At 40.5% G+C, this 25,142-nt stretch carries 20 protein-coding genes; 7 read left to right on the forward strand and 13 right to left on the reverse strand.

The genetic code is table 11. From position 1 onward, the window contains the following. Positions 1–366 precede the first annotated feature (366 nt). Entirely contained in the window at positions 367–798 is a 432-nt protein-coding gene (locus CLI64_RS09520; RefSeq protein ID WP_103136993.1) for an NUDIX hydrolase, read from the forward strand. 21 nt (positions 799–819) lie between these two features. On the opposite strand, the gene CLI64_RS09525 is transcribed toward CLI64_RS09520, so the two are convergent. Then, positions 820–6,678 (reverse strand): AAA family ATPase, encoded by a 5,859-nt coding sequence (locus CLI64_RS09525; protein ID WP_103136994.1) that lies wholly within the window; start codon positions 6,676–6,678, stop codon positions 820–822. A 156-nt stretch (positions 6,679–6,834) separates the two neighbouring features. Continuing rightward, positions 6,835–8,433, reverse strand: a complete 1,599-nt coding sequence (locus CLI64_RS09530; RefSeq protein WP_103136995.1) for an alkaline phosphatase — start codon at positions 8,431–8,433, stop codon at positions 6,835–6,837. Positions 8,434–8,770: 337 nt separating this feature from the next. On the opposite strand from CLI64_RS09530, the gene CLI64_RS09535 reads away from it, so the two are divergent. Further along, positions 8,771–9,310, forward strand: coding sequence for a PEP-CTERM sorting domain-containing protein (locus CLI64_RS09535; RefSeq protein ID WP_103136996.1), 540 nt, complete (start codon positions 8,771–8,773; stop codon positions 9,308–9,310). 124 nt (positions 9,311–9,434) lie between these two features. On the opposite strand, the gene CLI64_RS09540 is transcribed toward CLI64_RS09535, so the two are convergent. The 4 genes from CLI64_RS09540 to CLI64_RS09555 form a co-directional block, all read right to left on the reverse strand. After that, on the reverse strand, positions 9,435–10,157 hold the full coding sequence (locus tag CLI64_RS09540; RefSeq protein WP_225977550.1) for an FkbM family methyltransferase: 723 nt from the start codon (positions 10,155–10,157) through the stop codon (positions 9,435–9,437). A gap of 66 nt (positions 10,158–10,223) precedes the next feature. Continuing rightward, the gene (locus CLI64_RS09545; RefSeq protein ID WP_103136998.1) at positions 10,224–11,324 is read right to left on the reverse strand and encodes an AI-2E family transporter; all 1,101 of its coding nucleotides are present in this window, start codon (positions 11,322–11,324) and stop codon (positions 10,224–10,226) included. 221 nt (positions 11,325–11,545) lie between these two features. Next, complete coding sequence (locus tag CLI64_RS09550) at positions 11,546–11,971, reverse strand: NUDIX hydrolase (protein WP_103136999.1); 426 nt, start codon at positions 11,969–11,971, stop codon at positions 11,546–11,548. Between the two features lie 31 nt (positions 11,972–12,002). After that, a complete protein-coding gene (locus CLI64_RS09555; protein ID WP_103137000.1) occupies positions 12,003–12,374 on the reverse strand; it encodes a hypothetical protein in 372 nt (123 codons plus the stop codon). Between the two features lie 277 nt (positions 12,375–12,651). On the opposite strand from CLI64_RS09555, the gene folD reads away from it, so the two are divergent. From folD to CLI64_RS09570, 3 genes are all read left to right on the forward strand, one after another. Next, entirely contained in the window at positions 12,652–13,551 is a 900-nt protein-coding gene (folD, locus tag CLI64_RS09560) for a bifunctional methylenetetrahydrofolate dehydrogenase/methenyltetrahydrofolate cyclohydrolase FolD (protein ID WP_103137001.1), read from the forward strand. A 148-nt stretch (positions 13,552–13,699) separates the two neighbouring features. Continuing rightward, positions 13,700–14,629, forward strand: a complete 930-nt coding sequence (gene crtE / locus CLI64_RS09565) for a geranylgeranyl diphosphate synthase CrtE (RefSeq protein WP_103137002.1) — start codon at positions 13,700–13,702, stop codon at positions 14,627–14,629. 247 nt (positions 14,630–14,876) lie between these two features. Then, complete coding sequence (locus CLI64_RS09570) at positions 14,877–15,344, forward strand: divergent PAP2 family protein (protein ID WP_103137003.1); 468 nt, start codon at positions 14,877–14,879, stop codon at positions 15,342–15,344. A 138-nt stretch (positions 15,345–15,482) separates the two neighbouring features. Here CLI64_RS09570 and CLI64_RS09575 read toward each other — a convergent pair whose 3' ends face one another. From CLI64_RS09575 to CLI64_RS09595, 4 genes are all read right to left on the reverse strand, one after another. After that, complete coding sequence (locus tag CLI64_RS09575; RefSeq protein WP_103137004.1) at positions 15,483–16,139, reverse strand: hypothetical protein; 657 nt, start codon at positions 16,137–16,139, stop codon at positions 15,483–15,485. Between the two features lie 157 nt (positions 16,140–16,296). Continuing rightward, positions 16,297–16,626, reverse strand: coding sequence for an MgPME-cyclase complex family protein (locus CLI64_RS09580; RefSeq protein ID WP_103137005.1), 330 nt, complete (start codon positions 16,624–16,626; stop codon positions 16,297–16,299). Between the two features lie 225 nt (positions 16,627–16,851). Beyond that, positions 16,852–17,568, reverse strand: a complete 717-nt coding sequence (locus tag CLI64_RS09590) for a SnoaL-like polyketide cyclase (RefSeq protein ID WP_103140659.1) — start codon at positions 17,566–17,568, stop codon at positions 16,852–16,854. A gap of 192 nt (positions 17,569–17,760) precedes the next feature. Then, the gene (locus CLI64_RS09595; RefSeq protein ID WP_103137007.1) at positions 17,761–18,480 is read right to left on the reverse strand and encodes a pyridoxine 5'-phosphate synthase; all 720 of its coding nucleotides are present in this window, start codon (positions 18,478–18,480) and stop codon (positions 17,761–17,763) included. Positions 18,481–18,873: 393 nt separating this feature from the next. Between CLI64_RS09595 and CLI64_RS09600 the strand changes: the two genes are divergently transcribed. Further along, positions 18,874–20,997 carry a hybrid sensor histidine kinase/response regulator gene (locus CLI64_RS09600; protein ID WP_103137008.1) on the forward strand — a complete coding sequence of 708 codons (2,124 nt, stop codon included), beginning with the start codon at positions 18,874–18,876 and terminating at the stop codon, positions 20,995–20,997. A gap of 161 nt (positions 20,998–21,158) precedes the next feature. Here CLI64_RS09600 and murF read toward each other — a convergent pair whose 3' ends face one another. The 3 genes from murF to CLI64_RS31215 form a co-directional block, all read right to left on the reverse strand. Continuing rightward, positions 21,159–22,502, reverse strand: a complete 1,344-nt coding sequence (gene murF / locus CLI64_RS09605; protein ID WP_103137009.1) for a UDP-N-acetylmuramoyl-tripeptide--D-alanyl-D-alanine ligase — start codon at positions 22,500–22,502, stop codon at positions 21,159–21,161. Between the two features lie 296 nt (positions 22,503–22,798). Next, on the reverse strand, positions 22,799–23,245 hold the full coding sequence (locus CLI64_RS09610; protein WP_103137010.1) for a tellurite resistance TerB family protein: 447 nt from the start codon (positions 23,243–23,245) through the stop codon (positions 22,799–22,801). Between the two features lie 181 nt (positions 23,246–23,426). Further along, positions 23,427–23,564: a hypothetical protein gene (locus tag CLI64_RS31215; RefSeq protein ID WP_192881704.1), complete on the reverse strand. Its 138-nt coding sequence runs from the start codon at positions 23,562–23,564 to the stop codon at positions 23,427–23,429. A 913-nt stretch (positions 23,565–24,477) separates the two neighbouring features. Here CLI64_RS31215 and CLI64_RS09615 point away from each other — a divergent pair. Then, a complete protein-coding gene (locus tag CLI64_RS09615; protein ID WP_103140660.1) occupies positions 24,478–25,134 on the forward strand; it encodes a bifunctional 4-hydroxy-2-oxoglutarate aldolase/2-dehydro-3-deoxy-phosphogluconate aldolase in 657 nt (218 codons plus the stop codon). Positions 25,135–25,142: the final 8 nt, after the last annotated feature.

The following is a 25,142-nucleotide window of genomic DNA, read 5'->3' on the forward strand; positions in this document are numbered from 1 at the left end:
TTACTCACCACTCATTATTCACCACTCATTACTCAGCACCGGCTAAACGCCGCGCTACCGCTAACAGCACTCAGCACTCACTACTCAGCTATTAAGTAGTTTTTATTACTTCGCTATAGACGATCGCTCTTTTAAGGTCTGTCTTTATGTAGTAGTTTCATCAATGAATCAAGGGAGAAACTGACTTCAAATTGATGCTGGCTGAATTTTTTGCCTATTTTTAGTCAGAAAATTCACATCCGTTTATGGTATGGATCAGTTTTAATAAGATAAAACATATCTTCACTAAAATTCATCCGGTATTGCATCTCCGTATTTTGGAGTAAACAGCATCAACAAAAACAATCACACACAAAGAGCATTTCTATGAGCCGAAAAGTTAGCAAAATCTTCAAGCAGTCTGGTGTCATTCCCTATCGTATCAGAAATGGCAGAGTAGAAATACTACTGATTTCGACAAGCGATCGCCAACGTTGGGGAATGCCAAAAGGAGGAATTGTCAACGGTATGACCCCACCAGCTTCAGCTGCTAAAGAAGCCTGGGAAGAAGCAGGAGTAATTGGTCAAGTCGAGTCCAATAAATTAGGTACTTATAAATATCGCAAACGAGGCAAGGTCTACCGCGTCAAAATGTATTTATTACCGGTGGAGATTGTCAGTAGTAATTATCCCGAAGCTAAAAAAAGATATCGACGCTGGCTAGATGCCAAACAAGCCATGAAACTGATGAAAAAAGCTGCTCTTAAACGTATATTAAAAGGAATCATCCAGACAAAAAAGCGAGCTTGTGCTTCTTAGCAATAATTGGCTGATTTATCTTTATTTTGGTAATGTAATGATAAATTCTGCTCCTTGGTTTGGTGCAGAATTCACTGCTATAGTTCCCTGATGTTTTTCCACAATGATTTGGCGGGCGATCGCTAATCCCAAGCCTGTACCTTTACCGACAATTTTCGTAGTATAAAGATGGTCAAAAATCTTCTCTTGTAATTCTGGACTTATGCCTAAACCATTATCTTGAATACTAATAATTGCGTGCTTTTGATCATCACTCATTTTAGTAGTGATTGTAATCACATTGGGATGAGCTTTGATATCAGCAAAACTCCGTTCCGTATTTGACTCTTCTAGAGCATCGATAGCGTTGGCTAATAAATTCATAAAGACCTGATTTAATTGTCCTGGAAAGCAATCTATTTGAGGTAATTGACCATAATTTTTCACCACTGTAATTGCGGGGCGATTTTCGTTAGCTTTAAGCCGATGTTTGAGAATCAAAATTGTACTATCTAAGCCATCATGAATGTTAAAAGCTACTTTGTTATCAGAATCAGCGCGGGAAAAAATGCGTAAACTGTTACTTATTTCGCGGATGCGTTGCACACCTTCTTGCATCGAGCAAATTAATTTTGGTAAGTCTTCGCGGAGATATTCTAAATCAATGTTCTCTCTTTCTAACTCAATCTCTTCACCAGGATGGGGAAATTTATCTTCGTAAAGTTTCAGTAGAGCAAATAAATCTCGTACCCCTTCATATGCAGGTTGAATATTACCTTTAATAAAACCTACAGGATTATTAATTTCGTGAGCTACACCAGCTACAAGATTACCTAAAGCTGACATCTTTTCATTTTGAATAATCTGTAATTGTGCTTGTTGGAGGTTTTGCAAAGCTTGTTCTAGTTCTTGTGATTTTTGCTGTAAAGCTGCTTCAGCTTGTTGACGATCAGTTATATCTACAGCCATTGAAACACCACCACAAACCTCACCCTCAGAGTTAAACATCGGGGCATTAAACCACTCACAAATAATTCGTCGGCCATCCTTAGTCAAGTTTTCATTAATGGCGTGAGTTCCCCCACGTTGAGCTAAAATTTTGTCTCTCACATCATCTACATAGACATGATACTCTTCAGGAATGATGCACCGTAAACTCTTACCAATAATTTCTGCTGCTTGATAACCAAACACTTTTTCTGCGGCGGGATTCCAAGCTTGCAATTCAAAATCAGTATTCCACTCAATAATAACAATAGATGTTTCTTGAATGATGAGTTGTAATCTTCTTTGAGATTGTTCTAGATGTTCAGATTTCTCCCGTTCGAGTGCGTGGAGTCGGGCATTTTCTAGAGAAATGGCGGCTTGGCTACAGAGGAAATTTAATACAACTAAGCGATCGCTGGTAAATACCCCTTGAGTTAGTTGATTTTCTAGGTACAAAATCCCTATTAAATTCCCTTGGTTGAGAATTGGCATACATAGTACACTCTTGGGCTGGACAAAGTGCATATATTCGCCAATTACCCCAGGAATATCAGTACGTAAATTGTCAATTACTACTGTTTCTTGGGTATTTTTAACGTAATAAATCAGTTGTTTGGGGATACCTGCACAAGTATCTACTGGTTGTGTATCTAAAATAGTTTCAACATCAGTTCCAGAATAAGTAATTGCTCTCACTTGCCAAGTATTTTCTTGGGGCAAAATTAACGCAGTTTTCTTAGCACCAGAGTTTTCTAAAATAATTCGGGTGAGACTGATGAGGAGTTGATCCAATTCGATGGAACTGGAGATGGCTTGAGCTGCCTTGAGAATAGAAGTAAAATCGAGAGCATGAGCCAGATTGTTGTTGCTACTATTGGAATTACGGGTAGATGAAGAAGTACGAGTTAAGCTAAAATCAGCAATGGTTTCTAGTGGGTTGAGGTTGAGTTGTCGTTGCTGCAAAATTGGTTGCAACAGTTGGGGATAGCGTTTCTCTAAATCATTCACCTTGCTTAAAGCTCCCCAACGAGCATAGCAGTAGTAAGCTTCCTGCATATAGCCTGCGGCTACTTTCTCTTTGCCCCATTCTAAATAAAACTTGGCAGCCAGTTCATTAGCGATCGCCTCTTCTTGAATGTATGCGTTAGTTTTAGCTTCATTAATGGCGCGATCGTATAAATCTATAGCTTCAATAGCTCTACCAGAAATTTTCAGCATTTCCGCAGACAACAACAAATATCGATGTTGAAAGTTTTCTGGGCAGTTATCAGCCCATTTTTTGATAATTTGCTGCTGTTGTTGTAAAGTTACCCAATATTCTTGCTTTGCTTCTGGTGTCGCTGTTTCACATAGTCCTGCTAAACATAAGGGATAGTAGAAATGGTATTGAATAATCGGGAAAAACCCCGCGTTAGCAGGTAAGGTTTTCTGCGCTTCTAATGCAGCTGCAACACCATCCGCATAACTTCCATAAAGGTATGCAAGTTGTAGTTTCAGAAAACAGTACCAGTTAATTCCGTGTTCAAAGTTCTGTTTTTGTCGCCAAACATCTATGTATGGTACTTCCTGTCCGTGGCGATCGCTCAATAAGTCAGTCTTCTGAGTAGAGTCTTGCAGATTTAAGAGGAACTGTCGCTGTAATGTAAAAGCATACAGCATATTCACATCGTTTACTTGCTGCACATAACTCAGATACTTCTCCGTTTCAGCGTAAACATCCGCGAGGCGATCGCCTTTAATTAACATCGCCCAAATTAAAAACGAAACCGCCCAGACACCAAACACCACATCCCCTGCTTCTCGGCTGTTTTGATATGCTTGCTCAGATACCACTAAATTTGTTCGCAAGTGCCGATTATAGGGGTTAATTGTATGTGCAAAGATATTATTAGTTTTGTGTATAAACTTAGTGCTATTAAAATGGTGATCCAGTTTTAATCCTAATTCTCCAAATTCATAAGCAGTTGCATAATCTCCTTGATTGGCTAAACTCATCCCATAAAGACAGTAAGCAAAACCAGAGGCAGGAGCATTGCCATATTTTAATGATAAATTAATCATTAATAGGGAACTGAGTGCAGCTAGATTTTGATGACCCGCCATATAAGTAGCCGCCCAAAGGTCAGCTAAAAGGCTGATACAAACCTTGTTAACTGGGTCTGTCATCTCAGGTAAATTAAATAAAGCTGCTGGCTGAATTTGGGCTAGTTGATTGTTTAATTTTTCTAGTTCAATTTCGATAGCAGATTGTTGTTCTGTAATAGTGGATGGTAATTGCATCCCCATCACACTCAAACCTTGTAATCCTGCTTCACAAGCCGCTTGAATATTTTCCCCCTGAGTCATTTTCAAATACATTTGCACAGCATAAATATCTGCTTTGTCAAACTTATCTTGAGTATGATTCAGGACTAAATCAAATAGCTTTTCTGCTTGGTTTAAATTGCCAGTCAAATATTCACACTCAGCTAATTCTCGATATAAACTAAAGGTAAGTCTATAGTGAGTTTCCCAACTATTTAGGGCTAATAATTCCACACCATAACTTAAGTATTTAACAGCAGAAGTGTAAGCAGTAGAGGCTTTAGCTTTCCTCCCTGCTATTAAGTTTAACCGGGCTAAATTATATTTTTCTGCTTGTTGGGTGATGATATAAATCCCCTGATTTAACTGACCTACAATCTCAAAAATACTGGCTTCTAATGCTTCTGGAGATGTATTTTTTAAGAGTAACTGTCCAATCTTTAAGTGAGTCAACTGCTTTTGAGATTCAGGGATTAAAGCATAGGCTGCTTGCTGCACTCTATCATGGAGGAATTTATATGTAACAATCTCAGAAGTTTCATGAGTAGCTAGTTGATTAACATCCCCAACATAAAATTTATAGATGTCATTTTGGGGTAGAATTAAACCTTCTTGCAAGCCATTCCATAGACAAGCAGCAGTTTCTATGACTGACTGTTCCGAAACAATGGCGAGGACTTGCAAATCAAAATGATTACCAATGCAAGCCGCCAATTTGAGGACTTGTTGCGTTGATGGTGGTAGCTTTCGCAATTGTATACCCATAAACTCTACCACATCATCTGTCAGTGCTTGCTGATTTATTTGGCTAATGTCACATTGCCAACATCCCTCAAATGAGTTAAATTCAATCAATCCATCTTGGTGTAGTGCTTTGAGAAATTGGGTAGTAAAAAAAGGATTACCCTGAGTTTTTTGATAGACTAATTGTGACAAAGACCAGGAGGAATCTTCAGCACAACCTAATGTATCAGCTAATAGTTGATTGAGTTTCAAATAGCTGAGATTATTCAAGGTAATTGTGTGAATTCTGGGAGTTTTTTCCTGGATCTTAGCTAAAGTTAACATCAAGGGATGGGCTGGTGTTACTTCATTATCTCTATAGGCACCAATTAATAATAAATAACCATTATTGATATTACTGATTAATAAATTTATCAGATGTAGAGACGCAGAATCAGCCCATTGTAAGTCATCTAAAAATATTACTAGGGGATGTTCTGGGCTGGTGAAAACTTGAATAAATTTTTGCAATAATAAATTAAATCTATTTTGAGCCGCACTACCCGACAACTCTGGTACTGCTTTTTGCTCACCAATAATCAATTCTAATTCAGGAATCACCTCAATGATTAATTGACCACTTTCTCCTAATGCTGCTAGGATTTTATCTTGCCATTTTTGAACTACTGCATCTGGTTCTGTTAATAATTGCCCCATCAGATTACGAAATGCTTGCACAAATGCAGAAAAAGGAATATTGCGATTAAACTGATCAAACTTTCCCTTAATAAAGTAACCACGTTGTTTGACAATAGGTTTATGAACTTCATTGACAACTGCGGTTTTACCGATACCGGAAAATCCTGCAACTAACATTAATTCTGATGTGCCATGAGCAACTCTAGCAAAAGCATCAAGTAATATTTGTACTTCCCGTTCTCGTCCATAGAGCTTTTCGGGAATAATAAAGCGGTTACAAATATCTCTTTTAGCTATAGGAAATTCAGGGATTTCTCCTATGGTTGTAAATTGCTGACAACAAGTTTCTAAATCATATTTTAACCCCAGCGCACTTTGATATCGTTCCTCAGCATTTTTCGCCATGAGTTTGGTAATAATTTGGGAAATTACTATTGGAATATGAGGGTTGATTTGATGCGGTGGGGTGGCTAATTTTGCTAGGTGGGCGTGAACTAATTCGATGGGGTCATCAGTATGGAAAGGTAATTTTCCAGTTAACATTTCATAAAAAGTCACCCCCAAGGAATAAAAGTCAGTGCGATAATCAATACCTCGATTCATGCGTCCAGTTTGTTCTGGCGATAAATAGGCGAGAGTTCCTTCTAAAACATGAACACTTTGAATTTCTTGTATTTCTCTTGGTAGTAAAGAAGCGATACTAAAATCTATGAGTTTTACTTGTTTAGTTTGTGGGTTAATTAAAATATTGGCTGGTTTAATATCTTTATGAATCACACGCAGGTTTGACCCGTCGCCAATATTATTATGTAGTTGGTGGATGATATCTGCAATCTGAATGGCCACTGGTAAAAAATTGGCAATTAATTGAGTATTGCTTTGTTCTATTCCCCATTCTTTGAGGGATATACCGCCAAAATCTTCCATGACTAGAGCATAGCCATTATGGTAAGTTTCTAAGCCATAGGGTTGAATAATACCAGGTAAAGCGAGATTCTTCGCAATCACATACTGGTTGCGAAATTGTAAGAGTTCGTGAAAACTAGGGTATTCTACACGCATGAGCTTAATCACCACAGGTTTTTGGTCTTGCTCCCGCATTCCTCGGTAAACTACTGTGCGTGTACCTGAGTAAATTTCGTCTTTGATGATATAACCAGGGAGCTGAGTCTCAAATATCCTGACCATAATGACTATCTCTTACTAATCTGGAGTTAGTTTTCCCCGTCTACATTCCAAATTAGCAGGCGATCGCTACATTGCATCTATACAAAATTTTACAAAGCAGTTTTTTGACTGTTGACTGTTAAGCATTAACAGTCAACGCGTCGCATTGTGACAAATCTAAGCTTCTGGTGGTAAATCTACACTGTATAGAACTTGTCCAGCTAAATCACGTATTGATACGGTCATCACTTTGGTGACACCATTGATTTTAACCGCACCAAAGAATTGTAAACCTGCACTTGGGGGTCGATTTGCTCTTGTACCCAGGGGAAGGCTTTGGAAAATCAACTGTGGCCCAAAAGTATTTTCTAATTGGTTCGGCCCGAATGTCCCAGCGTGGAGAGGCCCGGCGACAAATTCCCAAAAAGGTCTGAAGTCTTGAAACTGCGCTTTATTGGGGTCGTAATAGTGGGCTGCTGCATAATGAACATCAGCAGTTATCCACACTACGTTTTTGATATTCTGCTGTTTGATAAACCGCAGTAAATCAGCAATTTCTAATTCTCTCCCTAAAGGTATGCCGTTGTCAGCGTTAGCCCAAGCCTCAAAGTCTGTGCTACCATCCCGCACTATTAATCCTAGCGGCATATCACTGGAAATAACTTTCCATGTAGCTTTAGATGTGAGCAGTTGACGTTTAATCCATTGTATTTGTTTGCTACCCAGCATATCAGTATCTGGGCCGGGTACTGGTTGATTATTGGGAGTATTTCGTCCTCTATAGGTGCGTTCATCGAGCATGAAAATATCTAACAAAGGGCCATAATTAAAGGCGCGATAAATTCTCGCTTGCTCGGTGTTATTGGTTGTATAGCCAATGGGCATATATTCTAAAAAGGCTTGTCTTGCTCTTTGCACTAGCAAGTTCACATCCTTAACTGCATAACGGGCATCAGTAAGGATTTCCCCAGGGTACCAGTTATTAGTCACTTCGTGGTCGTCCCATTGTGCCAACATGGGAACTTCGGCGTTAAACCGCTTCACATTTTCATCTAGTAAGTTGTATTGATAGTTCCCACGAAATTCTTTGAGTGTTTCTGCAACTTTCGATTTTTCTTCTGTGGTGATATTTTTCCAGATGCTACCATCATCTAGGGTTACTTGTGCAGAAATTGGGTTATCAGCGTAAATCGTATCACCGCAATGGACAAAAAAGTCGGGTTGGAGTTGGCGCATAGTTTCGTAAATTCTCATCCCGCCAAATTCAGGATTTATACCCCATCCTTGACCGGCGGTATCTCCACCCCAAACAAATAGTATGTCTCTATTGGTAATAGCGGGAGTGCGAAAGCTACCGTTTACAGGTTCACTATAGGTATCTTGATTTAAATCTTGGAACAGCACCCGATAAAAAATTTGTTGGTTGGGTGGTAGATTTCTTAAGTTTAATCTGGCTGTAAAGTCTGTGTTTCCTAAAGCTTGAGGCCCTAAAACACGCTGCACACTACTAAAAGAGGGGTTTGTGGAATATTCTACGATCATTCTGGAGGCGCGATCGCTCTTACTCCAAATCACCACATTATTACTAGTAATATCCCCAGTCGCTACACCATAGGGTATTGTAGGACGCATTTTATCGGAGGTAATAATTGCTGGTGCTTGTCCAAAAACTGGAGATTTCGATAAAACATTTGTGGTGATAATTCCACCTGCTGTTACTGCTGAATTGAGCAAAAATCGGCGGCGATTTAGCTTTAAAGGATGATGAGATTCCATACTAATTAATAGAATATCCAGCGAACGTTTGACAGGATCAGTGTTTACCACACGCTGTGATGGCAACAAGTAAAGATAGAGTTATCTAGTGGTTAATAAAAATTACTTTAGAATACTTTATATAATTTAATATCTCTGCTAATAATATCATTTTACCTGCTATTAAATTTTGCTTAAACTAGCTGCCAAAAAATACGACTAAATCTAAACATCTGTGCTGACACCACCAGTAAAAAAAAACAGTATTTTTCGTAAATTTATTGAGGAAAAACAACCGTTTTACTTCTGCACCCGATGTTGACAAATTTAACCAAAATTTAATTTGAAGGTAACTGAGATGAAATTGTGGAAAAATTTAGTTTTAGCTACTGCTAGCCTGGCTGTAGGGCTTTCTGCTGTTAATATTGAAACCGCATCTGCGGCGATTGTGAACTATGCTTTCACTGTTGAAAGTTCTATCAAAACTGGTAAAGGATTTTTTAGTTTTGATGATGAAACTTTCAGCGATAGTATTTTTCCAGGAACAGTAGTTAAGTCCTTATCTTTCCAATTTGACGGCGACATTAATGTTTACACAGAACAAGATGATATTGCCTATCCTGATTTTCCTATGGTATATTTAGTGTCTTCTAGCAATGGTAAGCCATCTGTAGAATTAAGTTATTTCTTCTTTGATAAAACTAATCCGGCTGAATTTTATTATGAAATTGTGGGAGAAGATTTGACAATTTTAGATGCTAATTTTCAAAATACTGAAATTGGTTTTGGTAAGGTAACTTATACAAAAGTACCTGAACCTGCTACTGTGTTTGGTGCTGTCGTTGTTCTAGGTACTAGTTTGATTATCAATAAAAAATCAAGATTGCTCAAACAATAAACGTTTAATTTTGTGGTCAACTCGCAAACTAGATCCCCGACTTCTTTGAGAAGTCGGGGATCTAGACACCGCAAATTTGTTAATAGAAGATATGCCAGCAGGGTTGATGATAGCTATTGAAAGATTAGCGAATAAATAATAATTCGTTGACATAGCGTTTTTTAGGATCAAGATAAAAACCTTGATCAGCTAATTTACTCTCCACGAATTTAGTTTTTTCTGATCCTAGAATATGGGAATGCAGTTCAATACATATTTTGCGTACATTGTGTAAATTGGCATATTTAAATAATTCATATTCACCACCTTCAATATCGAGAATCAGAAAAGTTGGGTCAATTATTTGCATCTCTTGATTGAAGCTAATTACAGGGACTTGAATCTTTTGATCATCAGGTTTGCGTTGAATAGTTGAAGAAGACCAAAAGCTTTTAGCAACATAAAAATCTTGCATTCCTGGAGTTTCACCTAACAAGCAATTATGGAAATGGGGATTGACATTATTTACCGCAAAAGTCTGTCGGATAAAAGGTTCTAAGGCTGGATTTGCTTCATAGGTAAATACATTATCCGAACCTAATTTTTGCGCGCAGTAACTGGCCAATAAACCTAAACCAGTTCCCAGTTCCATGACTCGATCATGTTTTTCTAAATTGGCTTGAATGATTTTTAACTCAGACGCTTCATAATAACCGGCATAGAGGGCTTCTAGTGGCCCTCGACTGATGTTGGGTGGAATAGGCAACTTAATACCAGCAATTTCCACAATCTGTGGTTTGGTAAATTCTCTGATTTTGAGCCTTAACTGACCAGCTAACCTGTTGATTCGATACTCTACTTTTTGCATGGATGAATACATAAGATTTGTATCTAGTAAAAGGGTAAAATGTCTGTCCTCAGTCTGGCGTAGCTCTTATTTATGGGTGATGACTACTTCACCTGTAACTTTTGCTGAATCTGATGATACGTTATCTGCTTGCTCAAATTCTCCAGTCCGCCATGAATCAGTTATATCTTTAATAAAACTAGCTGTGGGGATAGCCACTAATAAACCTAAAACGCCGCCTAATTTCGCACCTAATAGTAAAGAAACTACAACCCAAACCGGATTTAAGCCAGTCAAGTTACCGAGAATTCGAGGTGCAACAAAGTTAGAGTTAATTTGGTCAATAGCTACAGCTACTCCCAAAACTTCCACGCCTAGCCAAAAGTTTTCTAAAGCAACCAATAAACTAACAATAGTAATCCCGATACCTGTACCAAAGGGAAATAGGGAGAAAAAACCGATACCAATACCGAATAATAACGCTAGAGGAATTCGCAAAGCGACGAACGCCAAAGTGACTGTTACCGCTAATATTGCGCCTAACGTTGCCTGACCAATAAAGTAATTATGGAAATCCTCCCGCAGTAGTTGGCGGACTTTCACACCGATGTTTGTAGGAAACCACTGGTAGAGACCATCCCACAAGCGATCGCCATTTAATACCATATAAATAGTCAGCACTACCGTCAGCAGCACATTTACCACCACACCGATAGTATCGAACGCCAAACCCAAAATTTTGCCAGTGACAGCCTGTAATTGATTAGACAATCTTTCTATCAGTTGTGTGAATAAACTACTCAAATTTACAGGTAAAGTTTGGGTAGCAATCCAATTTTGGAAAGCGTCAAGCTGTTGTGAGCCAGAATCAATCCAATTAGGCAAAATATTCACTAATTCATTGAGCTGTTCAATAATCAGTGGAACTAAAGTCAGACCTAAAGCCACTAAAATCACCACAGCCAACAATAACACCCCACCAATCGCCAAGTTACGTTTCACCCCACGGCTTTGAAAAAATTGGATGGGATAATCTAAAACAAAAGCCAGCAGTACAGCCGATGCAAAAACACTCACCAAGGGTTGAAAATACTGCACAACCTGAAGTAATAACCAACCGTTAAGAATCACAACAGGAAACGCCAGCCCCACAGTTAACCATCGTGGCAATTTATTTAATGATTGCATTGAATGGTGACTCCACATGAACTATAACTTTATTTTGCCTGCTCGATGGTAATTGGGCATGGAGCATCGGGAAGACGAGGGAAAGCAGGGTAAGGAAGAGTAGTGAGTGCTGTTAGCGGAAGCGGGGCGTTTAGCCCGTGCTGAGTAATGAGTAATGAGTAATGAGTAATGAGTTGTGACTAATGACTAATGACTAATGACTATTGACTATTGACTAATGACTATTTCCCCATAAAGTCTAATAAAATTTTCTGGACTACAGACCCTAGAGGTTTTACTTCACCTAGATTTTGAGAATAAGCTTTACCTGCGTGAATATCTTCTGGTGTTACTAAAGCCATATCCGCCCCTTCATTTAACTCTAGCTGATGCAATTCCACTAGCAAAGGCGCATGAAAAACATGACGGACAACTGTCTCACTAGGATAACAACCAAATTCAGAGAATGAGGGGAGTTTGTAAGCGATTTCTTCTAAAATTTCTCTTTGTACCGCTTCTGCTGGTGTTTCTCCTGGTTCGATGTGACCACCAAACAACGCCCAGTGACCAGGATAGGGAATATTCGGAATATCATCCCGCAGCTGCATTAAAAATTTATTGTCTCGATAAAGAATAGCGATCGCTACATGGACTTGTTCGTTATTCATAAAACTTTATAGAAAATCTATGTCATCAATATTACTCCTCTTCTAAATAAACTTCCCCAAATTCCTGATTAGCTATAGGAATGCTTTGGTATAGTATTTTGCCCCTCATCACAAATGATTCCCCCTCTTTGACGTTATTTTGATTAGTCACAATCCAGATTTTGCCCGTGGAATCATTAATTAAATATGCTTGACGTTGTAATAAGGGGACTTTTCTTTCTACCTTCCCTTGGACATAAACAGTACCAAGTTTTTCTCGCTTTGCTTGAATTGTCTTGATTTCTGTGACATTACTCCCAAAACCAAATTTATTACCTTGTAAGTTAGACGAGTTTAAAGAACCACACCCACAAAGCAGCAGCATCAAAAGTAAGCTAATACCAATTTTTAGTTTGTAATTCATAATTCCAATTCAACAATCAGTCAATGGTCAATAGTCAATAGTCAACAGTCAACAGTCAGCAGTCAACAGTCAACCACCACTCAGTTTTTCTTCTCCCAACTCCAAAATCCCTAATTCTCCATCCTTGATATGAGAAGATAGACAATCGGACAGCAACGCCATAATAATCTACAAACAAGAGTTCTTGACTAATGACTAATGACTAATGACTAATGACTAATGACTAATGACTAATGACTATTGACTATTGACTATTGACCAAACTTTAGGAATTCCTATGGAAACCAAAATTGCCCAAACTTTAGACGGAAAAGCTTTAGCGGAAAAAATCCAAGCAGAATTAGCTGACCAAATTAAGGAATTACAAACTGAAATCGGTCGTCCTCCAGGGTTAGCAGTGCTGATGGTGGGAGATAACCCAGCTTCTGCGGCTTATGTGCGAAATAAGGAAAAATCTTGCGCTAAGGTGGGTATTGCTTCTTTTGGTAAGCATTTCCCCAAAGAAACCACCCAAGAAGAGTTAGAAGCGGTGATTGCTGCACTCAATGAAGATGAACAAGTTGATGGTATTCTTGTGCAGTTACCTCTACCAGAACATTTAGATTCTGTCAAGTTATTGCATCAAATTGCCCCAGATAAAGACGCTGACGGACTGCATCCAGTGAATTTAGGGCGACTAGTGAGAGAAGAAGCAGGGTTACGCAGTTGCACCCCCGCAGGAGTAATGCGGTTATTGGCAGAATATCACATCCCCTTAGCTGGAAAAAATGCCGTAGTTATAGGACGCAGCATTTTAGTAGGTAAACCTATGGCCTTGATGCTCTTGGCAGCTGATGCTACGGTGACTGTAGCTCACTCGCGATCGCAAGACCTCCCCAGTATCACCAAAAACGCTGACATTCTCGTTGTAGCCGCAGGTATCCCCGGATTAATTACTGCTGACATGGTGAAACCTGGTGCTGTTGTGGTAGATGTGGGGATAAATCGCATCACTGATCATAGCGGCAAAAGTCGCTTAGTTGGTGATGTGGAATTTGCCGCGATCGCTAATGTCGCGTCCTATCTCACTCCCGTTCCTGGCGGTGTCGGCCCCATGACCGTAGCTCTGCTGTTAGAAAATACATTCGTCAGCTATTTGAAAGCAGCAAAGGAGAAAGGAATCTTAATTGATAAATGAAAAATTATGAAAATTAACATAACTCATCATTTATCATTTAACTTCCATAATTACTCAAGTATTAGTTAATCTTTTCGCTCCAGAGCATCTTAAAATTGTGACGTGTACGACAAACAGCCAAAAGCCAAAAATTTAAGGAATTATAAGGATGGTAGCAGCTGATAACCTTCAGAAGATGCCAGAAACAGCCTCATTTAACCTAGCCGCTTATCTACAAGAACGCAAAAAACTTTGTGAAGCTGCTCTAGATGAGTCTCTTCCTGTGGTTTATCCAGAAAAAATTTATGAATCAATGCGCTACTCGCTATTAGCTGGAGGTAAGCGTCTGCGTCCCATTCTGTGCCTAGCTACCTGCGAAATGATAGGCGGGACAATTGAAATGGCTATGCCTACAGCTTGTGCAGTCGAAATGATTCATACCATGTCATTGATTCATGATGACCTGCCAGCAATGGATAATGACGATTACCGTCGTGGCAGACTCACCAATCACAAAGTTTATGGTGAAGACATTGCCATTCTATCTGGCGATGGCTTACTGGCTTATGCTTTTGAATTGGTTGCCCTTCGCACACCTGAAAGTGTAGCCAGAGAAAGGGTATTACAGGTAATTGTCCATCTAGGGCGAGCATCAGGGGCTGCTGGCTTAGTTGGTGGACAAGTAGTAGATTTAGAATCTGAAGGTAAATCTGATATTCCCTTAGAAACCCTCAACTTCATCCATAACCACAAAACAGCAGCCCTGCTAGAAGCCTGCGTTGTCTGTGGTGGAATTCTCGCTGGCGCATCACCAGAAGATGTGCAAAGACTCTCACGCTACGCCCAAAATATCGGACTAGCATTCCAAATTATTGATGATATTCTCGATATCACTTCTACCCAAGAGCAATTAGGTAAAACCGCAGGTAAAGACCTTGTAGCCCAAAAAGTTACTTATCCTAGTCTGTGGGGTATCGAAAAATCCCGTGCCAAAGCCCAAGAATTGATTGAATCAGCCTGTGCAGAACTAGAACCATTTGGGGAATCAGCACAGCCACTCAAAGCTCTGGCTCAGTTTATCACCAGCCGCAATCATTAAGATTTGTATCTGGAAAAATTCAAAATCAATAGTGAAGTGCTAAGTGCTGGGTGCTGTTAGCGGAAGCGCGGCGTTTAGCCGGTGCTGAGTAATCAATTTTTGAATTTTGAATTTTGAATTTTGTAGGCGCAAGCCTACCCGTAAGGGTATTTTGAATTGAAGAGTAGCGACAGTGGCTTTTGGGTTGCATCTCAATCTCAAACCAACACTAACTACTGCTAACTTTGACTAACCGAACCAAAAGACCATGCAGGACATAGGCGAAATTTTAGACAACCGGGTGCTACTGGTTGCCCTAGTAGCTTGTTTTTTAGCTCAAGCATTGAAGTTAGTAATTGAGCTAGTTCAACACCGCAAACTGAATGTCCGCGTTTTAGTAACGACTGGAGGTATGCCCAGCGCGCATTCAGCCTTGGTGACAGCTTTGGCAACCGGTGTAGGACAAACCCTGGGTTGGGCATCGCCTGACTTTGCCTTAGCCACAGTTTTTGCCATTATTGTCATGTATGATGCCGCAGGGGTGCGTCAAGCCGCAGGCAAACAAGCCCGCATCCTCAATCAAATGATTGATGAACTCTTCCATGAAAAACCAGACTTCAGCCAAGACCGCCTCAAAGAATTGCTAGGACACACACCTGTACAAGTCATAGCAGGTTCAGCTCTAGGCATCACAATTTCTTTATTGGCTAGGTCTTTATTAGTGATTAATCGGTAGTTAATGGTTGATAGACAGGAGACAGAAGAGGCAGGGGGGCAGGAACAAGAGGCAGGGGGGCAGGGGGCAGGGAGCAGGGGGAGAAAAAACAATGCCCAATGCCCAATTCCCCATGCCCAACTACCAATGCCCAATAACTTACTGTGCTGCTACAGTCGATCGCAATAGCGTTACTCTCCGACTATCTACTAGCACAGCAGAAAAACCGCGATCGTTGAGTTTCCTTAATGCGTTGTAAGCTTCTTGTTGGTTAGTCGTGTAGACTGCCAGCAAATAGTGTCTTTGTCCATAGGATGCCAAACCAACTTGACTACCCATCGCTTGCTGTACACTATTGGCGAGTTCTGGACGATTGTAATAATCCACCAAAACAGCAAAACCTTCTCCTAGTATTTGCGGATTATAGGTAATTTGGGGTGGCTGCTGCTGGGGCGACTGGGGTGCTTCCCCTGGTCTTGTGCTGATAATAGCCGACAACCCGACAATAGTTTGAATATACCTAGCCCAACGGTTAGCATCATCAATCTTGCGAAAACCTCCTATCCTTGTCACCGTATCCTTTAAATATTGACAGGTAGTGGTTTTAATTTCATTGGGTAAGGCGTTACGTAACTGCTTCTGATTTTCTGCCGTGGGTGAGACTACTAGTAACAGATACTCCCCAGCAGTGGGAGGCTGGCAAACAGGTAAAGGGTTTTGGGCTGTGGCGGAATTTATGCCCCCCATCAACCCCGCGATCGCTAGTCCACATACACTGGATAAAGTGGCAAATTTCTGCACAGAACTGGGACGCATAAGTAAGTTTTATTAAAATTTTTTAGCAATTAGTCAATAGTTCCTAGTCAATAGTAAACGAGCTAATGACTAGTAACTAATGTACGGGCGGGTTTAACTAGAATATCCGTTTTTTAGGGTGAATATCTCACATAACCCGCCCCTACTGACTAATTACTCAAGATACAGGAGCTAAAGATGCTAATGGATTGGGTATTGTTGCAGAAGGAGCTTGGAATTCTCCGGTAATTACGTATTCTAAGCGGAGTTTGAGCCAAGTAATAAATTGGGAATTGGTAGAAATAATCGCAGCTGCGGGTTGAGGACATTTAGCCTTGATATCAGCCATCTCCGGTGCTTCTAAAAAAGCAGGTTGTGCTACCAACCAAAAATCAATTTCTTTTTCTTGTTCGTGGTAGTGGCGGGTGCGTTCTTTCAGCACTTCCTCCATCGGCTCCTCTTGTAACAAAAAGCGTCGGCTAGCTAAAACGTAATAGTATGTTTGCATCGTCATCTTAATGATTACTAACTAATAATTTTAAAGCTAACCCTTACCGAATGCTGACTAAATAAGTGGGGCATGGGGCATAGGGAATTGGGCATTGGGAATTGGGAAGATGGGGAAGTGTGGGGAGAGAGGGGGGAAAGATTTCTTCCCTATCCTCCCACACCTCCCACCCCTCCCACACTTCCTTCTTGCCCCCTGCACCCTGCACCCTGCCCCCTGCCTCATCTAACTCTTGGGGGATTTCTTGAACCAAGAACTAAAGGGACAACTTTTTGCTGCGGCTTCTGTAGAGACTTTACCGCCTGCTGTTAATTTTTCTAAAAACAGCGTGTTGTCAAAGTAATGTTCCAAAGAGATGATTCTCAAATCATCGGTGACATGAGCCACACTCAAGCCGATAATTTCTACTGTTTCGCCAGTTGGCGCGTAATCTTTATACGCACCTTTGAAATGTCCCCAGTGTCGCCACTTGAAGGTTACTGTTGGGGGGCCAGAGTAAACTTCTAGCACTTCCCAGGGGAAACCTTGGGGAAATGTCGTGTGAAAGAGTTTAGCAGATGTTTCAAAGCTTTCTTCAGAAGCCTTGTAATGGTCTGAATCACCCATAAATATGTTGTAAGTCCCTTGGGCGGATACATCTGCGGCGGTGAACTCCTGACCCCCATTAGTAGTGATGCGAAACTGATCATTTACAACTGACAACCACTGCTGCGGGTTGGTTTTGAAAGATACCTCCATCTCAAAGGTTCTCACCAAATTCTGCACGATCGCCTCTAGCGAACCTTCAAGATGGTTACGTGTACTCTCTTTCGCTAGATTCTCCTTAGAACGAGTATAGTCTGGCGCAGTACCGTAACGCCACTCAACATTCGTACTTTCAGCAATAACGCTATCTCTGTCTTGTACCCAAAGCGGCAGTTCGTTAGATTGTGTTGCGCTCATAACCATTTAAAATTCGTAATTCACAATTGGGAAAATCATCAGCATGAGGTGTCCTGAATGTTCCAAACCACTTCTGAAACATTCCACCACACCAACAATTTTCGAGATTACGCAGTCACAACCCCTCTAAGGTAAAAGGCAAAATTCAAAAGTCAAAAACTCTTTAATTTTGAATTTTGAATTTTGAATTGATTACTCTCCTCGTATCGCTTGTTTCATTTCTCGGACGGCTCTTTCCATACCGACTAAGGCAGCCCGGCTAATAATGGTATGACCTATGTTTAGCTCTTCCATACCAGGCAATGCAGCCACAGGATATACATTCCAATAAGTCAAACCATGACCAGCATTGACGCGCAAACCCGCTTGAATAGCTTGTGAACATCCTTGAGCTAACAAGGTTAGTTCTTGACGACAACTGGTTTCGTCGCTGGCTTCTGCATATCTACCAGTGTGCAGTTCAATAAACTTTGCTTGCACCTTGACAGAAGCCTCTATTTGTGCAGGTTCGGCATCAATAAACAAGCTAACAGGAATGCCAGCACCCTGCAATTTATCGACGATATCACCTATTCTAGCAATTTGCCCGACTATATCTAAACCTCCTTCTGTAGTTACTTCTTCCCGCTTTTCCGGTACCAAAGTCACATAATCGGGTTTAATGTCAAGGGCAATTCCCAACATTTCTTCTGTAGCAGCCATTTCCAAGTTCAAGTGCGTCCGTACTGTCTGACGCAGTAAGCGGACATCCCTGTCTTGAATGTGCCGTCTATCTTCCCGCAAATGCACTGTAATTCCATCTGCACCAGCTAATTCGGCTAATACCGCCGCCGCCACCGGATCTGGTTCTACCGTCCGCCGCGCTTGGCGAATAGTGGCTATATGGTCTATGTTTACACCCAGTGTAGGCAACCCCAGTATCTCCCTATCCACAACAGAAATTTATCTTACCTGAAATTGTTAACAAAATTATTGGTTAAGAATGTTTAAATCATTATTCATAAGTAATGATTAAAGAGGCAAGAGCAAGACAAACAGAATAAAAATTTTCAACCTCATCATTAAATATATGTAAGCTATGTTAATGATGATTGTGGGTGAGTATAATGACGGGCTAAGTCCCAGCATAGGTAAGCGTGAGCAATCAAAGGCAAAAAAATTACACCTTTGCCTTATGTTTGTACAATGACCCGTTTGTGTAAGCTTTAATCATAAAAAACAATTTTTGTGGCTGAATAGTTTCTGGACAAGTTATTTAAATAGTTTTACTAAGTTACTAAACTCAGGGCATTTGTTTTAAAGACTATGGCAGAATTGTGGACTTATTTGTTTAATGGTGGGCCATTCGTTCCCCACGGACACTGTTATTTATGGAATACAGAATTAGTTTGGTTACATTTAATTTCAGACACAATAATTGCCACAGCTTATTATTCTATTCCTACAACACTTTTTTATTTTGTTCGTAAGCGGCAAGATTTACCTTTTCATTGGATATTCTTATTATTTAGCGGGTTTATTGTCGCTTGCGGTACGACTCACATTTTAGAAGTTTGGACAATTTGGCATCCTACTTATTGGTTATCAGGATTTGTCAAGGCTTTGACAGCTGGTATTTCTTTACTGACAGCCATAGAACTCATCCCTCTAGTACCCAAGGCTTTAGCACTGCCTAGTCCGGCTCAATTAGAACAGGCTAACCAACAATTACAAACAGAAATTAGGGAACGTTTACTAATAGAAGCAGAACTCAGAAGATATCAAAATCAATTAGAAGAATTGGTGGCACAACGTACCAATGAAATTACTAAAACCAACGAGCAATTACATCAAGAAATTGCCGAACGTCAACGTCTTTTAGAAGTTGTTAGACAGAGTGAAGAACGTTATCGTTATTTAGCCGATGCGATTCCGCAACTGGTGTGGACTGCTAACGCTCAGGGAGAGTGTGATTATTTTAATCAAAATTGGTGTAATTACACTGGCTTAACATTAGAGGAGTCATTGGGTACAGGCTGGGTAGCAGCTTTACATCCAGATGATGTACAAAAAACCTATGATGTCTGGACTAATGCTGTCAGGAACAGCACTATTTACGAAAATGAGTATCGGTTTAAACGGGCTGTAGATGGTTCTTATCGTTGGCAATTAGCGCGAGGCTTACCACTAAAAGACAAACAAGGTTATGTAGTTAAGTGGTTCGGTACTTGTACAGATATCCATGAACAAAAACAAATACTAGAACAACGAGCGCATTTACTGGAATTAGAGCAAGCAGCACGAGCCAAGGCGGAAACAGCAAATCGCATCAAAGATGAATTTCTTGCAGTTCTTTCCCATGAGTTACGCACACCCTTAAATTCAATTTTGGGTTGGTCTAAATTGTTGCAAAGTCAAAAGCTCAATCAAGCCAGAACATCCCAAGCACTAGCTACCATTGAACGCAACGCGATATTGCAGGTGCAACTTATAGAAGATTTACTAGATGTCTCTAGAATTTTGCAAGGTAAACTAGTGCTGAATATTACAAGAGTGAACTTGCAGGCTGTAGTTTCGGCTGCACTAGAAACCATGCGTCTAGCAGCAGAAACAAAGATGATTCAGATAGTAACAGTCTTTGATGCAGATATTCAGTCAATTAGGGGTGATGCGGCTCGTTTGCAACAGGTAGTCTGGAATTTACTTTCCAATGCTGTAAAATTTTCCCCCCAAGGAGGGCAAGTAGAGGTAAGGTTAGAACAAATCAATGGACTAGCTCAGATTACTGTTAGTGATCAAGGTAGGGGAATCAGTCCTGATTTTTTACCCTATGTTTTTGATTATTTTCGGCAAGCAGATAGCAGTTCTACCAGGAAGTTTGGTGGCTTAGGGCTAGGACTAGCAATTGTCCGTAAAATTGTAGAGATTCATGGGGGTACAGTCACAGCCGCTAGTCCTGGTGAGGAACAAGGGGCAACATTTACAGTTAGACTACCACTGCTTGTGGAAGATGACTGGAATACTACAGGTGATAAAAATTACCTTTCATTATCAAAATCTCTGTCTTCACAACTAGTTGGGATCAAAGTTTTAGTGGTTGATGATGACCTGGATTCCAGAGATTTCTTAGCCTACATTCTAGAACAAGAAGGGGCTGAGGTGAGAGTAGCCGCTTCTGCGTGGGAAGCTTTACAAATCTTAGCTCAGTCCCCATTAGATTTGTTAGTCAGTGATATCAGTATGCCTGACATGGATGGCTATATGATGATTCGAGAAATCAGAACTTGGGTAGAACAGGAGAATGGAACAATTCCCGCGATCGCTCTGACTGCCTTTGCTAGACAATACGATCAAGAACAAGCCCTAGCAGCTGGCTTTCAGATTCATTTACCTAAACCTATTCACGCTGAAGAATTAATTACCGCCGTGACTAGGTTGATTGTGAAATGAAAAAGCAGGGGAGCCGGGAGAAAAATCACACCACTTGCGGGTGTTAGGGTACCTGGAGGGGAAGCAAGCTACGCGTAGCGTCTCGTAGAGAAGCAGAACATAGTTCGGTTTGTACCTTTAGTTCCCCCTGCTCCCTGCCCCCTGCCCCCTGCCTCTTATGACTATTGCCGTAACTGATTTACTACCCGATCTAAGCCTACAGAATGAGCAGCTTTGAATAATAAGCGATCGCCTGCTTGCATAAATGTTTTTAATCTTTCCACTAATTCGCTATGGCTAGTAAAGCATTCGGAGGGGATACCTACAGCACTTTTGGCGATAGTTGCAGCATCTTGCCCGTCAACTAATACTAGCAAAGCATCTAGTTTTAAATCTCGCACTGTTTCGCCAACGCGTTGGTGTAATTGCAGCGATCGCTCCCCTAATTCTTTCATCGCTCCTAACACCGCAATTTTACGTTTTCCTGGTGTGTCTGCTAATAACTGTAATGCTGCTAGCATGGCTTCTGGTGCAGCATTATAAGTCTCATCTAAAATTAATACATCATTGGGTAAGCTAAAACGCTGGGATCTACCAGTAGGCATATTGACATTTACGCCCTCTTGTAATTTTGTCCAATCGATACCCAAAACTTGAGCCACGGCTAAGGCGGCTAGAAAATTCGTCGCATTGTGTCGCCCAGGTAAAGGTAAAGGTAGCTTGATTCCTCCCACCTCAATAGTTTCACTATCAATAAGTCTTCCTTGAATGTCGCCACCATCTAAGCCATAGGTTAATACTTTCCCCTGCCAAACTTTGGCGGCTGTGGCTAATAACAGGGGATTGTCATGATTGAGGATAGCAATACTATCTTGAGGCATTTCGGCTAATAACTCACATTTAGCCTCAGCGATCGCGGCTTCTGAACCCAATAACTCAATATGCGCTGTCCCTACATTAGTAATTACACCAATTGTGGGATGTGCAATGTGTGTGAGTTCGGCAATTTGTCCCCTTCCCCGCATCGCCATCTCAATGACAGCATAGTTGTGTTCGGGACTTAATTCTAAGAGGGTTTTAGGTACACCGATTTCGTTATTAAAATTGCCAAAGGTTTTATGAACTTTCCCCTGTGTACTCAAAACGGCGGCGATCAGTTCCTTGGTGGTGGTTTTACCGACAGAACCCGTCACCCCAATCACTGGAATTTGAAAGCGATCGCGCCACCATCGCCCAATTTTTTGATAAGCCTCTAGAGTATTGTTAACTTGTAATACAGGCAATCCAGAGTTTTCATATTCAAAATCAACAATAGCCGCGATCGCACCTTTCGCGATCGCACCAGAGACAAACTCATGTCCATCAAACTTTTCCCCGCGTAAAGCCACAAACACTTCACCAGGTTTAATGATGCGACTATCTGTTTGAATACCAATACTGACTTGAGCTAAATCAACCGTACTTAAATTTACAGGCTGTGCTAAAAGAACTTCTACTAGTTGAGTGAGAGTAATAGACATAATAATTCAAAATTATCTTGAGAGTGCTGAGTGCTGAGTCATGAGTAGTGTTAGCGGAAGCGGGGCGTTTAGCCCGTGCTGAGTAGTGAGTTAAAAAATAAAATCTACCTTGTCTACCTTGTCCCCCTTGTCCCTCATTCCCAGTCCCCAATCCCCCCTATAAAAGTGTGCCAAAGCAGTTTAACTACTTTGGCACACTTAAGTATATATGCTATTTGAAATTGGTTAATGGTTAAAATTGCTATTCAGGGGTGAACCGAAAATTAAAGCAATCTCCAATCCCTAGTCAAGAATCCCCCAACTCATGCCTGATATTTGATGGCAGTTGCTTGTAAAATCTGTATTGCTAAATCACGAGAAATATCTAAAGCTTGATAAAAATCGTTTAAGAAATTTTTTTCTTCATCGGTTACTGAGGCTTCACCCAGAACTAGATCAGCAGATAACGCGAAGGCGGCTATTCGTAATTCAGGGGATAAGGACTCTTTAGCTAAATTAAATAAGGCGTTAAAGCCATCTTGCCTAAGAATATCTAAAACTTTGTGCAGTAACTTATGGATCGTATCTGGAGAACAACCTCTCAAGGGCTTGGAATGGGAGAGGATATAGGAAATGTGACGCTCTTGCTCATTAGTTAAATAACTATCTGACACTGTGGCCAGTAAAACAATTGCCGCAAAAGCTTCTGATTCGCCGAGTAATTCTGGTGTGGGAATTTCCGCGTCCAGAACTGTGTCTAGTAAATTCATGATAGTTGCTCCTGGATGGGGTGTCTCAATAGCGTACAGTCACTTGACAGTTTTTAACCTAATCTGGCAACTTGCAACGCTGTGAGACTTCATATTTTAGTGTTCCCAGGATTTTTGGACAGTGAACACCTTGGATCTATATGGTTTTAGCCAGATGTACAGTGTCAGATTATTAATTTATCTATCGTTGCCCGGTTTTTTCAATAGTTTCAATAACTGCTAGCCCAATCCCAGATGCTGCAATTAAAAGTATAGCTGACAGCAAGTAGGCGTTGGTTAACATCCGAAGGGCTTCATCAAAGAAAATATAGGTGGTCATAGCTTCACCTTTTGAACTATGTGCTGCTAGTGTTGTTTATTTCTCCACCTGCGGAGTAGGAAATTCCGTTGATAAACTGCTAGCACTTGCATCTTAACAAAACTTTAGCTCTTCTAGGAAATGAATAAGATTTTTTCTTTCTGAAGATTCGATGAAAATAAGCTGAATTTGGTTGCAGAGAATACGGAAAAATTTTTTATGGAGGATTTTTGAGACTTAAACTACCTTTTGCAGAACTTTTATGATGTTATTCCTAGCACCAATAAGTGTTTTCTGACCTGAGATAGATTAAATCTGTAAAAACTTGATTTTAAAGAGCAATCCTAATTTTTTTCTCATCAACTTCAGTAAATTTTCTGAAAGTTTTTAATTTGGAGAATATTAATATCACACAATTTCAATCAGTAAATAAAATTTAGGAATTTTTTTATATGATCTAGCTAAAAACAGGAAGAGTAGATTGATGTTATTTAACCACTCACTGTTAGATTAAGAAAAGTAAAGAGTGCCTATATATACTTAATAAACAGAATTTTTTACTGTTATCGAAACCCACGAAATGAAATTATTGTTTGTAATCCAAAAAAAAACAACCTTTATGAGACTTATTGCAGCATTAAACTTATAGCAATATATTTTTACATAAACATTTGTTTTAAGTATTTATATTGGTAAATTGTTTTCGAGCATCATCAAAAATCATCTCAAATTCTTTACATTACTTAATATTTTAATTTATAGGAAATAGGGACTGTTTGTGACGAAAAATTTCAGCAAGCCTCAAGACTTACCACCTCACCTATAGGTGGTAGACTCAAACCCTGTTCGGTGGGGAAAACGAACAAATGGACTTTTCTGTTGCCCGTTGTCTGTTCCCTTTTCCCCCTCCCGCAGGGAATTCAAACTAGTTATGCTGTCATACATGGATTGGTTATCAAAATTGCAACAACAGCGATCGCTGGCAGTGATTCGCGCCCCCAAACTGGAACTAGGATTAGAAATGGCGATGGCTGTAGCATCTGGGGGAATGAAGTTAATTGAAATTACCTGGAATAGCGATCGCGCCGGAGAATTAATCACCCAACTCCGTAGTCAATTACCCGAATGTACGATTGGGACAGGGACATTATTTAATGTGCAGCAATTACAAGCGGCGATCGCAGCTGGGGCGCAATTTTTGTTCACTCCCCACGTTAATCCGGCAATGATTCAAGCAGCAGTAGCCGCACAAACACCTATCATCCCCGGTGCGCTAACCCCAACAGAAATTATTACAGCTTGGTCTTGTGGTGCTAGCTGCGTCAAAGTCTTCCCTGTGCAAGCAGTGGGGGGTGCTAGTTATATCAAGAGTTTGCAAGGGCCACTTGGTCATATTCCCTTAATTCCCACAGGGGGAGTCACCCTAGAAAACGCGTCAGCTATGATTCAAGCAGGTGCGATCGCAGTTGGCTTAAGTGGCGAGTTATTTCCTAAACAGTTAGTAGCACAAAGAGACTGGGAAGCGATCGCCCAACTAGCCAGTAATTTACTCCGCAACTTAGCTGAATTTAACATAGACAATAGGAGCTAGGAACATCA

This window comes from Nostoc sp. CENA543 (assembly GCF_002896875.1).
Taxonomy (GTDB): domain Bacteria; phylum Cyanobacteriota; class Cyanobacteriia; order Cyanobacteriales; family Nostocaceae; genus Trichormus.